The sequence below is a fragment of the Cronobacter universalis NCTC 9529 genome (genome assembly GCF_001277175.1).
GTDB lineage: Bacteria > Pseudomonadota > Gammaproteobacteria > Enterobacterales > Enterobacteriaceae > Cronobacter > Cronobacter universalis.
On the sequence record NZ_CP012257.1, the window covers coordinates 3804103 to 3818874 of the forward strand.

Below are 14772 nucleotides of genomic sequence, written 5' to 3' on the forward strand. Positions count from 1 at the left end.
ACACAGCGCGCCAGCGAACAGGCCGGAAAAATATCAAGGGATCAGTATTGCCACTGCAGGGCGAAGCCGAGCGTAAAGGGGCTGGTATGCAGTTCCTGTGGTTTCATCAGCGGCACGCCGGCAAACAGATCGTAGCCAAATTTGCCTTTCGCGCCGCGCACGCCCAGCGCTGCGCCGGCAAGTTGCTTGCCGCTCCAGTAATCGTTTTTCGAACCTTTCACTTCGCCATAGTCGAGTCCAAGGTACGGTTGCATTCCCCACTGCGGCAGGTTGAGATTAATGTCGTTGCGCAGGTACCAGCCCTTATCAGCGTAGATCGTCGTTTCGCCATCAAAACCGCGCACTGTCCAGCGGTTGCCGATGGTGAATTTATCCGGCTGCGTGAGGCGATCCGGCGACGTTTGCGACATAAAGTGCGGTTCATAGCTCATAGACAGTTTGCCGATTTTAAACGGGAACGCGCCGTCGACACCCATCGTAATGATGCGCGCCTGTGGGTCTGCGCTGCCAACATCTTCTTCAGCATCTTCCAGTTCATTAAACCAGCGCGCCGCTTTCTGGTAGCCGAGGCTGCTTCTGATCTGGCCAAATGGCAGATACGCGAGATGCTCGAGCGATAGCCTCCAGTTGCTGGTTTTGCGCCGCTGCACTTCAATCTCCACATCATTAAGCTGATAGGTGGAATCCCGACGGAAAGCTTTTAATGCCAGCGTCGTCTTCTGGCTGGCGCTGCGGTAAATCACCCGGCTGAGCTGCGCGCTGAGGTACTTTTCGATGCCGCTGTAGAGATAGCTGGAAGCGCTGTCGTGGATGGTTTGCGTATAGCGGTATTTGCTGCCATAAAATTCGAGTTTCCAGTACCCCCACGGAACCGAGTAAAACGCCGAGACGTTATCGCTGCGGCGGCCATCTTCATTTTTAAGCCCTCCGCCATAAGCGGCGTAGAACAAATCGTTAAGCGAAGTCAGATTGTCCAGATAGAAGGCAAGCCCGCTCTGGTAACGCCCCGTGTACTTACTGCCGGAGTCATCGGCCCACGCGCCCAGCCGCCAGTGTTTAGGCTGGGTACGTGCTACTTCAACCTGCGTTTCGCCAGGCTTCGTTCCCGGCAATAAACGAATATTGGCTTCGGAGCCTGGCGTGCGTTGCAGGTTCTCCAGCCCCTGTTCAAGACCGCGCAAATCAAGTACATCGCCCGGATGCTCAGGGAAATTATTCATTGCGTGAATATACTTGCCGCTGTCACCTTTAAAAACAATATCGCTAATCGTTCCGGGAAGGACTCTGAACGTGAGCGTGCCGCTCCTGAGATTCTGTTCAGGGAGCAAAACGCGCGTCGTAATATAGCCGTGCTCAATCAGACGATTTTGCACGACTTTATGGATCATTCTCAGACCATTGATGCCAACACATTTTCCCTTCACGCTGCGCGTTACATCCTGAAAGGTCATCCAGTGCGCTACCGCGTTTTTATTCTCAAGCTGAATCGCGTTAATCGGATAGCAAGGCTGCTCTTCGGGCAAATTCAGCCCTTCACTGGGCTTACCTTCCACGGTTGAAAGTAAGGATTTACTTTCCGTAGTAAGAGTTTCTCGCCGGGCTTCATCTTGCTGCTGCTGGTTTAACGCCTGTTGATTCGCGGTAACTTCACCATAAGCGGGAGAGTGAACGCCAGCCAGTACCGACAGGATCGCTATATATACGTTGGAACGACAAACAATCACTTTAATTCCTTAACCATCCCTGTTTACTGGCTGCGAGTTAATGTGCGATATACCAGCAGCGTTCATAACATGGCCAGCTGAAAAATAGCGAACAGGTATATACCGACGTCTCTTTTCCTACAAAAAAAACGTGTAAATGAAGGCGAGTAAAAAAAGTGATGTTCTTGCAGAAATCATTTTCACAATGAATATTCAAGAACGAGATAAGCCGTTAAAACATCCACTAATAAACAGCCAATGCATTATTAAGCGAACAAAATAAACAGCGGCCGGTTTAGTATCGGCAGTATAAACAAGATCCATAAAACATATTAACGTCTGCCAGAAACAGCATAATAAAATCTATTACAATTTTTTGATTAATACTTAAGAAAAGCCGCAAAATGAAGGCCGGGAAGATAGCATAAGAAAAAAGCGCTGTCATACAGCGCTTTTAACGCGTATTACATGACGGCGGCAAACGCCTGCGCCACCTGTTTCACGTTACGGCTGTTAAGGCCCGCCACGCACATGCGTCCACTGCTTATCAGATAAACACCGAACTCGTCACGCAGGCGGTCAACCTGCGCAGCACTCAGGCCGGTATAGCTGAACATCCCGCGCTGCTTGAGCAAATAATCGAAATTACGCCCGGGTACTTCCGTTTTGAGAACCTCCACCAGCGCCTGGCGCATCTCCAGAATGCGGCTGCGCATCGCTTCCACCTCGGCGAGCCACTGCGCTTTCAGCGCGGCATCATTGAGGACCGTCGCAACGACCTGCGCGCCGAAATTCGGCGGGCTCGAGTAGTTGCGGCGCACGGTGGCTTTCAGCTGGCCCAGTACGCGGGCGGCGGTTTCTGCCTCGTCACAGACCACGGACAGCCCGCCCACCCGCTCGCCATAGAGCGAGAAGATTTTTGAGAACGAGTTGCTGACCAGCGCCGGCAGGCCCGCGCTGGCGATAGCGCGGATCGCGTAGGCGTCTTCTTCCATTCCTGCCCCAAAACCCTGATAGGCGATATCCAGGAACGGGATTAGCTCGCGCACTTTCAGCACCCCGACGACGGCATCCCACTGCTCGTTTGTGAGATCCGCGCCGGTCGGGTTATGGCAGCACGGGTGCAGCAGTACGATATCGCGCGCAGAGAGGGTGTTAAGTTTTTCCAGCAGCGCCTCGAAACGCACGCCGTTGGTAGCCTCGTCAAACCAGGGGTAAGTGCTTACTTCAAACCCGGCGCCGCTGAAGATGGCTACGTGGTTTTCCCAGGTCGGATCGCTGACCCAGACGCGGGAATGCGGAAAATAACGTTTAAGGAAATCCGCGCCGACTTTCAGCGCGCCCGAGCCGCCCACCGTCTGGATGCTGGCGATACGGCCTGCGGTCAGCGCCGGGTGATCGGCCCCGAACAGCAGCGGCGCTATCGCGCTGCGGTAGTTGTTGAGCCCTTCCATCGGGAGATAAAGCGAGGCGCCGTGCGGCTGCGCGTTAAGGCGCGCTTCTGCCTGAGCCACGGCCTGTAGCTGCGGGATAATGCCCTGCTCGTTGTAATAGAGGCCGATACTCAGGTTAACTTTGTCGCTGCGGGGATCTTCTTTAAAGCGTTCCATCAGCGAAAGGATGGGGTCGCCGGCGTAGGCGTCAACATTCTGAAACACGCTTGGTTCTCCAGATTTACGGTGTAATGTGTCTTCACAATAAACCGGATAGCGCAGCAGATCGAGAGGGATGTGGCGGGTGCGCTGCGTTCAGGAACATGGCGGGTGCGCTTCGCTTACCCGCCCTACAGAAGACGCGCCGGTGTTTGTAGGGTGGGCAAGCGTAGCGCACCCATCGCCAGCCATTTAGACAGGTATGACCGTCATGTTTGTAGGGTGGGTAAGCGCAGCGCACCCACCGTCAGCCATTTAGACAAGTATGACCGTCATGTTTGTAGGGTGGGTAAGCGTAGCGCACCCACCACCAGTCACTGACGCGAATATGTGCCTTTAATCCAGGTAGCGCATCGCCACTCTGGAGGTCAATCGCGTAACAAGTTCGTAAGCACTCACTCCTGTTACTTCGGCGATACGCTCGACCGGCAATCCTTCACCCCACATGACTACCGTATCGCCCGCTTTTTCTGTCGCGTCAGGGCCTAAATCGACGCAGATCATATCCATCGCCACGCGCCCGACAATCGGCACTTCGCGGTCATTGACTAACACCGGCGTGCCTGTCGGCGCGCAGCGCGGATACCCGTCGCCGTAGCCCATCGCCACGACGCCAAGCCGCGTGTCGCGCTCGCTCACCCAGGTGCCGCCGTAGCCGACGGGCTCGCCAGCTTTGTGATCGCGCACGGCGATAAGGCTTGAAGTCAGCGACATCGCGGGCTGAAAACCAAGCTCCGCGCCCCACGGGTGGGTATCAAGCGGCGACACGCCGTAGAGAATAATGCCGGGGCGCACCCAGTCGAAATGCGACTGCGGCCAGAACAGGATGCCGCCGGAGGCGGCAATCGAGCGCTTGCCCGGTTTGCCGTGGGTAAAGCTGTTGAAGATATCGAGCTGGCGCTCGGTGGCGCCGCAGTCTGGCTCATCGGCGCGGGCGAAATGGCTTACCACGTTCACTGGCTGGCGCACGTTTTTGCAGGCCGCGAGCCTGTCGTAAAACGCCTGCGCCGCTTCCGGGCGCACGCCTAAGCGATGCATGCCGGTGTCGAGCTTCATCCAGACGGTGACGGGCTCTGAGAGCGTCGCCTGCTCCAGCGCCGCCAGTTGCTCTTCGCTGTGTACCGCGGTGTGTAGCCGTTGCGCGGCAATCGCCGGCAAATCGCCTGCGTTAAAAAAGCCTTCGAGCAAAAGAATGGGTTGGGTAATGCCGCCTTCACGCAGGCGCAGCGCCTCTTCAAGGCGCGCCACGCCGAACGCATCGGCATCAGGGAGAGTGCGGGCGGTCTCAAGAAGACCGTGTCCATAGGCGTTTGCCTTCACCACCGCAACCAGTTTACTGGCGGGCGCCAGTTCACGCAGGCGTTGCAGGTTGTGACGCAGAGCGCGGCGGTTTACTACCACAGTTGCCGCTTGCATTGACTTTCCTTGCTTATTTAAAAAGTTACCGTCAATCCCCTAAATCATTCGCGTTGCAGGAAGGCGACAAGCTCGGGAATCCCCGGGAGCTTAGTAAACTAAGTGACCGGGGTGAGCGAGCGCGGTCAACGCACCTGCGGCGTGAAGGATGACGGGGATTTTATTCGTCGTCGTACTGGGGACCCGCGTAGTTATCAAACCGCGACCACTGCCCGTTAAACGTCAGGCGCACCGTACCTATCGGGCCGTTACGCTGCTTACCGATAATAATCTCCGCGATGCCTTTTAAGTCGCTGTTTTCGTGATACACCTCGTCACGATAGATAAACATAATCAGGTCGGCGTCCTGCTCGATAGAGCCGGATTCACGCAGATCCGAGTTCACCGGGCGCTTGTCGGCGCGCTGCTCCAGCGAGCGGTTAAGCTGCGAGAGCGCCACTACCGGCACCTGAAGCTCTTTCGCCAGCGCTTTCAGCGAGCGGGAAATCTCGGCGATTTCCAGCGTACGGTTATCGGAGAGCGACGGCACGCGCATCAACTGTAAATAGTCGATCATAATCAGGCTTAAGCCGCCGTGCTCGCGGAAAATACGGCGCGCGCGGGAGCGCACTTCCGTCGGCGTCAGACCCGAGGAGTCGTCAATATACATATTGCGCTTCTCAAGCAGGATGCCCATGGTGCCGGAGATACGCGCCCAGTCCTCGTCATCCAGCTGGCCGGTACGAATACGCGTCTGATCCACGCGGGAGAGCGACGCCAGCATACGCATCATGATCTGCTCGCCGGGCATCTCAAGGGAGAAGATCAGCACCGGTTTATCCTGGAGCATCGCGGCGTTTTCACACAGGTTCATCGCGAACGTGGTTTTACCCATCGACGGACGCGCCGCCACGATGATGAGATCCGAGCGCTGCAAGCCCGCGGTCTTTTTATTGAGATCCTGATAGCCGGTATCCACGCCCGTCACGCCGTCGTGCGGCTGCTGATAGAGCGTTTCGATACGCGCGACGGTGGCCTCAAGGATCTGATCGATACTCTTCGGGCCCTCGTCTTTATTGGCGCGGTTTTCGGCTATCTGAAACACGCGCGATTCCGCGAGGTCGAGCAGATCTTCGCTGCTGCGGCCCTGCGGATCGTAACCGGCGTCGGCAATCTCATTGGCGACGGAAATCATGTCGCGCACGACCGCGCGTTCGCGCACGATATCGGCATAGGCGCTGATGTTCGCGGCGCTTGGCGTGTTTTTAGAGAGCTCCGCGAGATACGCAAAACCGCCGACGCTTTCCAGCTGTCCCTGGAGTTCCAGCGATTCGGAAAGCGTAATCAGATCGATGGGTTTGCCCATCTCCTGCAGCCGATGCATTTCGGTGAAGATCATGCGGTGCTGGCGGGTGTAAAAATCCTCGGCCACGACGCGCTCGGCCACATCGTCCCAGCGCTCGTTATCCAGCATTAAACCGCCCAACACCGACTGTTCCGCCTCCATGGAATGCGGCGGCATTTTCAGCCCGGCGACCTGCGGGTCACGAGGTTCAGTAGGTTTGTTGAAGGGTTTATTTCCTGCCATAGTGAATGGAGTTACCAAAAATCATCATCAGAGAGAATGAGGAGTGTATCTGATCTGAGTCGTTTTGTACTCAGTTTGCGCGCTCCTGCTTTCATGCCCGACACTTAACAAGGAGTTCCTATGGCGACGCGTATTGAGTTCAGCCAGCATGGCGGACCAGAAGTGTTAAAAGCGGTGACGTTTACCCCGGCCGACCCGGACGAGCTGGAAGTGCAGGTGGAAAACAAAGCCATCGGCATCAACTATATCGACACCTATATTCGCAGCGGTCTCTACCCGCCGCCAGCGCTCCCGGCGGGCCTCGGCACCGAAGCCGCGGGCGTTGTGACGAAAGTCGGCAGCGGCGTGACGCACCTCAAACCTGGCGATCGCGTCGTCTACGCACAGTCGGCGCTCGGCGCCTACAGCTCGGTGCATAACGTGCCGGCGGAAAAAGCCGTCGTGCTTCCGGACGTCATCTCGTTTGAACAGGCGGCGGCCTGTTTTTTAAAGGGGCTGACGGTCTTTTATCTCCTGCGCAAAACCTATGAAATCAAACCCGACGAGATGTTTCTGTTCCATGCCGCGGCGGGCGGCGTCGGGCTTATCGCCTGCCAGTGGGCGAAAGCGCTGGGCGCGCGGCTTATCGGTACTGTTGGTTCCGCGGAAAAAGCCCAGCGGGCGAAGCAGGCGGGCGCGTGGCAGACCATCAACTACCGCGAAGAGAGCGTGCCTGAAAGAGTGCGTGAGCTGACCGGCGGCAAAAAAGTGCGCGTGGTATATGACTCGGTGGGCAAAGAGACCTGGGAGTCGTCGCTCGACTGCCTGCAACGCCGCGGCTTAATGGTGAGCTTCGGTAACTCTTCCGGCCCGGTCACTGGCGTGAATCTCGGCATTCTTAACCAGAAAGGCTCGCTTTACGTGACCCGGCCGTCGCTAAACGGCTATCTGACCAATCGCGCCGAGCTGGAAGAAGCCAGTAACGAACTCTTTTCGCTGATCGCCAGCGGAGTGATTAAAGTGGAAGTGGCGGAGAGCCAGAAGTTCGCGCTCGAAGACGCCGCGCGCGCCCATAAGACACTGGAGAGCCGCAGTACGCAAGGTTCCAGCTTATTGATTCCCTGAAAGAATTAGGGCTTCCCGCAGGAAGCCCTTTCTTTTTTATTGTTCGCGCCGCATGTAGGGTACAGCGCTGATGAATTCGGTAACACGGCTGACATAGTGACAGATAGACTCCGCAAAGAACATGCTTTGCCGCCCAAAGCAGGCCGGAAAGTTGCGAGGTTGTGATCAACCCCGCAACTTATCAGTAACGCCAGCGATTCGTCCGGCTGTAACGTGAGGTACGACGATACTCCGGCACTTTCGGGGCCTTCACGGCGCGGATCACCCACACCACCGCCACCGCCAGCAGCAGCCACGGCAGCACTTTAATCATCAGCGCCAGTACGCCGCCGAAAAACATCACCAGCGTCGCCACCATCAGCGCGGCGATAATGCCTATAAGCGACACGCCGGTCGCCAGTAGCATCAGGAAGAAGGCGACCACAAACAGCAGTTCAAACATTCTCGTTCTCCTTAAAAACGTTATGCTCTGCTATTACAAGTTTCGTGCCAGAATTAACGCATTGAATTGAAAAGAAACGCCCCGGAATGTTATCCAGGGCGTTAGCGAAATTGACGAGATTCTGGCGAACTTAACGTTTGTCGGCCACCAGCTTAAGCGCCTGCTCCAGCACGTTAATATCCGCGCCTGGCTTGTGGGCGTTTTCGCTGAGGTAGCGACGCCACTGGCGCGCGCCAGGGATCCCCTGAAACAGTCCGAGCATATGGCGGGTGATATGCCCAAGGTACGCGCCTTTCGCCAGCTCGTCCTCAATGTAGGGATACATGGCGCGCACGACCGCCACCGGATCGGCATCCTGCACATCAAGCCCGAAGATTTCGCGATCGACCGACGCCAGCAGGCCCGGATTCTGATACGCCTCGCGGCCCACCATTACGCCATCCATATGCTCCAGGTGCGCTTTCACATCGTCCAGCGTTTTGATGCCGCCGTTAATCGACATCGTAAGCTTTGGGAAATCGCGCTTAAGCTGGTAAACGCGCGGATAATCCAGCGGCGGGATTTCGCGGTTCTCTTTCGGGCTCAGGCCAGAGAGCCACGCCTTGCGCGCGTGAATAATAAAGGTGTCGCAGCCGCCCTGCTCCGCCACGGTGCCGACAAAATCGCACAGGAATTCGTAGCTGTCCTGGTCGTCAATGCCGATACGGGTTTTCACCGTCACCGGAATGGAGACCACGTCGCGCATCGCCTTGACGCAATCGGCAACCAGTTGCGCCTCGCCCATCAGGCAGGCGCCGAAGCGGCCATTCTGGACGCGGTCGGACGGGCAACCGACGTTGAGGTTAACTTCATCATAGCCGCGCGCCTCGGCGAGCTTCGCGCAGTGCGCCAGCGCCGCCGGATCGCTTCCGCCCAGCTGCAACGCCACCGGATGCTCCTCATCGCTATAAGCAAGATAATCGCCCTTGCCATGAATGATCGCGCCCGTGGTGACCATTTCGGTATACAGCAACACCTGCGACGAAAGCTGACGCAGGAAATAGCGGCAATGGCGATCGGTCCAGTCGAGCATCGGCGCGATGGAAAAACGATGGGCGGGGAAAGCGTTACGGGATGTGGACGTCATAATAGCTAAGCGAGTCGAAGTTCGGGCTGAAAAAGGGGCGTTACTATAGCACAAACTTCAGACAGGGGCGCACTGCGCCCCTGCACATGGTCAGAAGGTCAGGCTCAGTTGCGCGCCCGCGCCCCAGGTTTCGTTTTCACCGACGATGCCGGTCAGGTCGAGATGCACGCGGTTAAATGGCGCGAAGCCAACGCCCGCGGTAAACACATTGCTCTCGTTATCTTTCACGTCAGCGCGATAACCGGCGCGCACCGCCAGCCAGTTAAGCGGACGCACCTCGGCACCGACGCCGACGAACTGGGAGTTCTCTTCGCTCTTAAAGCCTTTGGTTTCCGTCAGGTCGCCATCGGCGCTCAGCGTCACCATATCGTTATGCCAGGCCACGCCAGCGGTCACCAGCGGCGAGATCTGATAGGTATCTTTATACCCATTGACCTCTTTGGTATCGATATCGCGCGATACCAGGTTCTGCCCGCTCACGCCCACGGTCCAGTTCGGGCCGAAATCCGCCGCCACGCCGGCGTCGACGTTAAAACCGTTATCGTCGTTGCGATAGCGCGTGCTGTTCAGATCGCCGCTGTCGTAGTTATAAATCGAGGCGGTGTAGTTATAGAGCCAGGTTTTTTGCAGCTTCGGCGTAACGCCGACGGAAACCGGCACGTCGCCGACCTGGAACCGGTGCGCAAACGCCACGCCGTAATCAGAAACGATCGCCGCACGGCCAAACGCCGTAGAGGTCAGGCGATCGGTGATCGTGTCAGAACCGTTGATCGCGGCGTTAATAATCTGACCGCCGGCATAAAGATCGTCGTTCTGGATGCGGCGCAGATAGTCGATATCGCTCTGATCCACACGGGTGCTGACGCGCGCATGCGCGTAGGCTTTCGCCACAAACGCCACCGCCAGCACGTCGTTGGGGATACTTACGGCGATACCGCCCGCCGCACGCGCGCTTGCCGTTTTGCCGCGCAGGTATTCCAGCTCGTCGCCAAGCTCGCCCGCCGCCCCCTGGAACTGACGCAGCGTGCCGATCGGATCGGCGGCGATGTCGCCAGGCGTCAGGCTGTTTACTACATCGCGATAATAATCAACGCGATCGCTGATATGGTCGATCTCATCCTGAAGATTATCTTCATCGGAAATTTGCGCCTGTAACGCCGGCAAAATCACCGTAATGTCATCTTCCGGTTGTGAACGCGCCAGTAAAGCCGGGTTAATTAACGCGCCGCTGCCGTAATCGGCTGACGCCACGCCGGTGCCGCCCATCGCATCGTTACGCGCCTGCGCCCAGGTATTCGCTGCACTCGCCTGATTGACCATCACCAGAGAAAGGGCGACGGCTGCCACTGAAGGTTTGATTATATTTTTCACTGTTTACCCTGCTTATAAGCAACATGAATGACATCCTCTGTCAGCCCATGACAGAGACGATTTCTGTTGTGAAGTACGCACTACGCCAGAGGTTGAGGCTAAAAGCTCAACGGCATTGCCGGGCTCGTTTCGTGACCGCCCTCATTATTTATAGATTAGGGTTCTTAATTCGTGTAGGTAAGCCGTCGTGTGGGCCAAAAAATTGTGGCGGGTGGTCTATCCAGCGATCTGGCCGGGTGGCGGCGTAAGGGCCGTTCAGGGGATAGTAAATACGGTTTTCCGGTTTGTTCGCCTCGCCCACCACCAGCAGCCGGACTTCGCTGTCGGTATTATTAATGAACGTGTGGCAAAGCCCGGTGCCTGCCGGAAAGCCGACGCTGTCGCCCGGTTTTAGCGGCCACAGCTCACCATTGAGCCAGACATCCGGAAATCCTTCGAGCACATAGACAAACTCTTCTTCACTGCTTTCCGCATGCGGATAAGAGGTGCGACGCCCAGACGGCAGCCGCTCATGGTGAATGCCAAGCCGCGTGAGTCCTGTGCGCTTCGCCAGTGGCGCGCCGATTGACATCAACTCGTTACTGTCCGGGTAACCCGCGTCGTCATTACCTTCTACTTCCTGCCAGTGACAAATACATTCAGGTCGCTTTTGCATATAAACCTCCAGAGAACATCTCCTCAAAAGGTATAACATAGCCGGAATGTCGGCGTTTTGGCTGGTTCATGATAAAGTGATGGCTCAGACACGATTCATAGAGGATGCCGATGGATACGACGATTTCGCAGGAAGTTCTGGCGCAAGCTGAAAAGCTCTGCCAGCAACGTAATGTGCGCCTGACTCCGCAGCGCCTCGAAGTGCTGCGCCTGATGACCATACAGCCGGGCGCTATCAGCGCTTACGATCTGCTCGATTTATTGCGCGAAACCGAGCCGCAGGCGAAGCCGCCCACCGTTTATCGCGCGCTCGATTTTCTGCTGGAGCAGGGATTTGTGCATAAGGTCGAGTCCACGAACAGCTATGTGCTTTGTCATCTGTTCGATAACCCGGCGCATACCTCCGCGATGTTTATCTGCGACAGGTGTGGCGTGGTAAAAGAGGAGGCAGCGGAAGGCGTGGAAGATATCATGCATGCGCTGGCGGCCAGAATGGGCTTTGCGTTGCGTCATAACGTCATTGAAGCGCATGGGTTGTGCGCGGCCTGCGCGGAAGTTGAGGCGTGTCGCCATCAGGGACAGTGTGGTCACGACCACAGTATCACGGTGAAAAAGAAAGGGCGTTAATCAGTCAGGATGGGTGGTACATCCTTGTACCGTTGGGCAGGGCAGCCTCAGAGGGAAAATACCGTTTGAGGTGGTGGCCGGATTACCAGCGGTAATCGTGGCGGCTTTCCCAGTCAGTCACTTCCTTGTCGGCTTCATCTTTCGCATAACCGTAACGTTCCTGGATTTTACCCACCAGTTGGTCACGTTTCCCTTCGATGATAGTCATATCATCGTCGGTTAATTTACCCCATTGCTCTTTCACTTTACCTTTAAACTGTTTCCAGTTACCGCCAGCTTCATCTCTGTTCATAGACGTCTCCTTAACATTCGGTAGTGAATCAGTCTCACAGGTTCTCCTGTGGGGGTTCAGCCCGGGTCATCTTCATCATTTGCTGAACGTACTACTCATTTTAGACGTCAATTTTACCCCCGGCGGGATATTCAGAATCTTTAACCATAACGAAGCGCTGGAGCCGACAAATTTTCTTTTATCGGCGATGTGATACATCAGGAAAACTTAGTGCAAAAGACGCCCGCGACGCCATAAGTAACCGAGCGACAATCCGCGCAGCGCCAGGAAAACGGTGAGCGCCAGCCACAGACCGTGGTTGCCAAGCCGCGGCAGCGTGAGCAGCGTCAGGCCAAAACCGAGCGCCGCGACAGCCATACTGTTGCGCATCTCCGCCCCGCGCGTCGCGCCGATAAACATGCCGTCCAGCAGATAACACCAGACGCCGACTACCGGCAGGATCGCCTGCCAGAAGAGATAGGGCTGCGCCAGCGCCTGCAACGACGGCAAAGATGTTAACAGCGACACAATATACTGCCCCGCCACGGCATACAGCAGCGCGAACGCCAGCGCGACCATGCCTGCCTGTCGGCACGCCGCGCGCCAGACGCTGCGCAGTTGCGATTTATCCCGCGCGCCAAAGGCCTGCCCGGCATGCGCTTCCACCGCGTAGGCGAAGCCGTCGAGCGCATAAGCCGTGAAGGTTAACAGCGTCATCAGAATGGCGTTAACGGCGACAATATCGCTGCCAAGCCGGGCGCCAAACACGGTGACGGAGGCAAAGCAGATCTGCAACAGCAGCGAGCGCAGCATGATGTCGCGGTTAAGCTTAAGCAGCCTGCCGACGCCGCCGCGCCAGGCGGTTTTCAGCATCGCCGGGGTAATGCCGCGCAGGCGCAGCACGCGGGCCGCCATCATAAGACCAATGCCAAGCGTCGCGTATTCCGCTATCGCCGTCGCCAGCGCTGCGCCCTGGACGTTAAGGCCAAGCCCCATGACGAACCAGAGATCAAGCGCGATATTAAGCAGATTACCGACCACCAGCAGGATAACCGGCGCGCGGGCGTACTGAACGCCCAGCAGCCAGCCCAGCAGCACCAGATTAGCAAGCGACGCGGGCGCGCTGAGCCAGCGAATCTCCAGAAACCGCCGGGCCTGCGTCAGCACAGCGTCGCTGCCGCCGGTAATATGCAGCGCCAGATGAATCAGCGGTTCGCGCAGCGCGATAATCAGCACACCGGCGATAAGCGCCAGCGCCATGGGCTGCACCAGCGCGCGGGCCAGCGCCGCCGGATCGCGCGCGCCGAACGCCTGGGCGGTTAACCCGGTGGTGCTCATACGTAAGAACAGCAGCAGCATAAACAGGAAGCTGGTGGCGGTTGCGCCAACCGCGACGCCTCCCAGATACACGGGGCTGTCGAGATGGCCAATCACGGCGGTATCCACCAGGCCCAGCAGCGGCACGGTGATATTGGAGAAAATCATTGGCAGCGCGAGGCGCCAGAGAGCTTTATCGGTAGAAGTGAGAAAGGGCATATGGCGTTCCGATGCCGTTACGCGATGATGAAAAAATATGCAGACTTTAGCAGACGGGAGAGGTCATTACCGTAACCGGGGCGGGCCAGTTACGGTAATGCGGCGTCAGGCAGCCGGGAAAGGCCTCAGAGCCATTCGCCGTTACGGATCACGCCGACCGCCAGACCTTCGATAGAGAAGTTATGCTCGCGCAGATCGACAACGATCGGTTTGAACTCGTTGTTCTCTGGCAGCAGCTCAACGACATTGCCCTGTTTTTTAAGGCGTTTTACCGTCACTTCATCGTCAATACGCGCGACCACAACCTGGCCGTTGCGCACATCCTGCGTTTTATGAACCGCTAACAGGTCGCCGTCCATAATCCCGATATCTTTCATCGACATCCCACTAACGCGCAGCAGGAAATCGGCGTTCGGCTTAAACAGGCCAGGATCGACCTGATAGTGGCCTTCGATATGTTGCTGGGCCAGCAGCGGCTCACCTGCCGCGACGCGCCCTACAAGCGGCAGGCCGGTTTCTTCTTCCTGCAGCAGACGAATACCGCGCGACGCGCCGGAGACAATCTCAAGAACCCCTTTGCGCGCCAGCGCTTTGAGGTGCTCTTCCGCCGCGTTTGGCGAACGGAAACCCAGACGCTGCGCGATTTCCGCACGCGTAGGCGGCATGCCGGTCTGGCTGATGTGATCCCGAATGAGATCAAACACCTCTTGTTGCCTGGTAGTTAATGCTTTCATTCCGCCCCCTGGGTGCATATACAGTTATGCTGTGAGTATATACAGCTAAAGGTGATTTTAAAACCATAACCGGTTAAAAAAGCGCTTCTTTCGCGATTTCTGGAAAACTTATCGCAAATGCTGCCAGAGCAGCGTGACCCACACGACCAGCGCGAGGATAATCGACAGCAGGACCGCGGCGGAGCCCATATCCTTGGCGCGCCCGGAAAGTTCATGAAATTCAGGGCCGATGCGATCAACGACCGCTTCGATGGCGCTGTTGAGGATCTCAACGATCATAACCAGCGTCACGGAGCCAATCAGCAGGACGCGGGTGATCGGGTCGACATCCAGCCAGCAGGCGATAAGAATGGCGGCTATTACGGCAACCCCTTCCTGGCGAAATGCGGCTTCATTTTTCCAGGCGGCGCGTAATCCCTTCCAGGAATAGCCGGCAGCGTTAATAATTCGAGTTAACCCCGTGGTGTTGTTGGCCATGACAAGAAACCTTTTTTAAATTCAGGCGTCAATGCTAATGCGCTTCGATAAAGAAGCACCACAGAAATTCTACGGAGTTTCTGATATTCTTG

Annotated in this window: 14 protein-coding genes; 2 read left to right on the top strand and 12 right to left on the bottom strand. The window is 56.8% G+C overall.

The window, feature by feature from the left end:
* Positions 1–41: 41 nt before the first annotated feature.
* The 4 genes from AFK65_RS17515 to dnaB all read right to left on the bottom strand — a co-directional run bounded on the left by AFK65_RS17515 (position 42) and on the right by dnaB (position 6338).
* Positions 42–1724 carry a ShlB/FhaC/HecB family hemolysin secretion/activation protein gene (locus tag AFK65_RS17515; protein ID WP_007702287.1) on the bottom strand — a complete coding sequence of 561 codons (1683 nt, stop codon included), beginning with the start codon at positions 1722–1724 and terminating at the stop codon, positions 42–44.
* Positions 1725–2167: 443 nt separating this feature from the next.
* On the bottom strand, positions 2168–3361 hold the full coding sequence (tyrB, locus tag AFK65_RS17520; RefSeq protein WP_007702290.1) for an aromatic amino acid transaminase: 1194 nt from the start codon (positions 3359–3361) through the stop codon (positions 2168–2170).
* A 330-nt stretch (positions 3362–3691) separates the two neighbouring features.
* On the bottom strand, positions 3692–4771 hold the full coding sequence (gene alr / locus AFK65_RS17525) for an alanine racemase (protein WP_038856172.1): 1080 nt from the start codon (positions 4769–4771) through the stop codon (positions 3692–3694).
* A 160-nt stretch (positions 4772–4931) separates the two neighbouring features.
* Positions 4932–6338, bottom strand: a complete 1407-nt coding sequence (gene dnaB, locus AFK65_RS17530; RefSeq protein ID WP_007702295.1) for a replicative DNA helicase — start codon at positions 6336–6338, stop codon at positions 4932–4934.
* A 120-nt stretch (positions 6339–6458) separates the two neighbouring features.
* On the opposite strand from dnaB, the gene AFK65_RS17535 reads away from it, so the two are divergent.
* Entirely contained in the window at positions 6459–7442 is a 984-nt protein-coding gene (locus tag AFK65_RS17535) for a quinone oxidoreductase (protein ID WP_007702297.1), read from the top strand.
* 181 nt (positions 7443–7623) lie between these two features.
* Here the strand turns inward: AFK65_RS17535 and pspG are convergent, their stop codons facing one another.
* The 4 genes from pspG to AFK65_RS17555 all read right to left on the bottom strand — a co-directional run bounded on the left by pspG (position 7624) and on the right by AFK65_RS17555 (position 11036).
* Positions 7624–7884 (bottom strand): envelope stress response protein PspG, encoded by a 261-nt coding sequence (gene pspG, locus AFK65_RS17540; protein WP_007702299.1) that lies wholly within the window; start codon positions 7882–7884, stop codon positions 7624–7626.
* A 130-nt stretch (positions 7885–8014) separates the two neighbouring features.
* Positions 8015–9010, bottom strand: a complete 996-nt coding sequence (dusA, locus tag AFK65_RS17545; RefSeq protein WP_038856169.1) for a tRNA dihydrouridine(20/20a) synthase DusA — start codon at positions 9008–9010, stop codon at positions 8015–8017.
* A 90-nt stretch (positions 9011–9100) separates the two neighbouring features.
* Positions 9101–10381 carry a conjugal transfer protein TraF gene (locus AFK65_RS17550; RefSeq protein WP_038856168.1) on the bottom strand — a complete coding sequence of 427 codons (1281 nt, stop codon included), beginning with the start codon at positions 10379–10381 and terminating at the stop codon, positions 9101–9103.
* Between the two features lie 148 nt (positions 10382–10529).
* The gene (locus AFK65_RS17555) at positions 10530–11036 is read right to left on the bottom strand and encodes a cupin domain-containing protein (RefSeq protein ID WP_007702304.1); all 507 of its coding nucleotides are present in this window, start codon (positions 11034–11036) and stop codon (positions 10530–10532) included.
* A 110-nt stretch (positions 11037–11146) separates the two neighbouring features.
* Between AFK65_RS17555 and zur the strand changes: the two genes are divergently transcribed.
* Complete coding sequence (zur, locus tag AFK65_RS17560; RefSeq protein ID WP_007702306.1) at positions 11147–11662, top strand: zinc uptake transcriptional repressor Zur; 516 nt, start codon at positions 11147–11149, stop codon at positions 11660–11662.
* 82 nt (positions 11663–11744) lie between these two features.
* Here the strand turns inward: zur and AFK65_RS17565 are convergent, their stop codons facing one another.
* The 4 genes from AFK65_RS17565 to AFK65_RS17580 all read right to left on the bottom strand — a co-directional run bounded on the left by AFK65_RS17565 (position 11745) and on the right by AFK65_RS17580 (position 14680).
* Positions 11745–11954: a CsbD family protein gene (locus AFK65_RS17565; RefSeq protein ID WP_004388591.1), complete on the bottom strand. Its 210-nt coding sequence runs from the start codon at positions 11952–11954 to the stop codon at positions 11745–11747.
* Positions 11955–12161: 207 nt separating this feature from the next.
* Positions 12162–13469, bottom strand: a complete 1308-nt coding sequence (dinF, locus tag AFK65_RS17570) for an MATE family efflux transporter DinF (protein ID WP_038856167.1) — start codon at positions 13467–13469, stop codon at positions 12162–12164.
* Positions 13470–13594: 125 nt separating this feature from the next.
* Entirely contained in the window at positions 13595–14203 is a 609-nt protein-coding gene (gene lexA, locus AFK65_RS17575) for a transcriptional repressor LexA (protein WP_007702314.1), read from the bottom strand.
* Between the two features lie 108 nt (positions 14204–14311).
* Positions 14312–14680: a diacylglycerol kinase gene (locus AFK65_RS17580; protein ID WP_004388588.1), complete on the bottom strand. Its 369-nt coding sequence runs from the start codon at positions 14678–14680 to the stop codon at positions 14312–14314.
* Between the last annotated feature and the right edge of the window lie 92 nt (positions 14681–14772).

What these genes read in the sequence shown, in the direction of transcription:
- AFK65_RS17565 (WP_004388591.1), bottom strand. Translation starts at nt 11,954, where the DNA reads ATGAACAGAGATGAAGCTGGCGGTAACTGGAAACAGTTTAAAGGTAAA.
- dnaB (WP_007702295.1), bottom strand. Translation starts at nt 6,338, where the DNA reads ATGGCAGGAAATAAACCCTTCAACAAACCTACTGAACCTCGTGACCCG.
- AFK65_RS17580 (WP_004388588.1), bottom strand. Translation starts at nt 14,680, where the DNA reads ATGGCCAACAACACCACGGGGTTAACTCGAATTATTAACGCTGCCGGC.
- dusA (WP_038856169.1), bottom strand. Translation starts at nt 9,010, where the DNA reads ATGACGTCCACATCCCGTAACGCTTTCCCCGCCCATCGTTTTTCCATC.
- lexA (WP_007702314.1), bottom strand. Translation starts at nt 14,203, where the DNA reads ATGAAAGCATTAACTACCAGGCAACAAGAGGTGTTTGATCTCATTCGG.
- alr (WP_038856172.1), bottom strand. Translation starts at nt 4,771, where the DNA reads ATGCAAGCGGCAACTGTGGTAGTAAACCGCCGCGCTCTGCGTCACAAC.
- pspG (WP_007702299.1), bottom strand. Translation starts at nt 7,884, where the DNA reads ATGTTTGAACTGCTGTTTGTGGTCGCCTTCTTCCTGATGCTACTGGCG.
- zur (WP_007702306.1), top strand. Translation starts at nt 11,147, where the DNA reads ATGGATACGACGATTTCGCAGGAAGTTCTGGCGCAAGCTGAAAAGCTC.
- AFK65_RS17535 (WP_007702297.1), top strand. Translation starts at nt 6,459, where the DNA reads ATGGCGACGCGTATTGAGTTCAGCCAGCATGGCGGACCAGAAGTGTTA.
- dinF (WP_038856167.1), bottom strand. Translation starts at nt 13,469, where the DNA reads ATGCCCTTTCTCACTTCTACCGATAAAGCTCTCTGGCGCCTCGCGCTG.
- AFK65_RS17555 (WP_007702304.1), bottom strand. Translation starts at nt 11,036, where the DNA reads ATGCAAAAGCGACCTGAATGTATTTGTCACTGGCAGGAAGTAGAAGGT.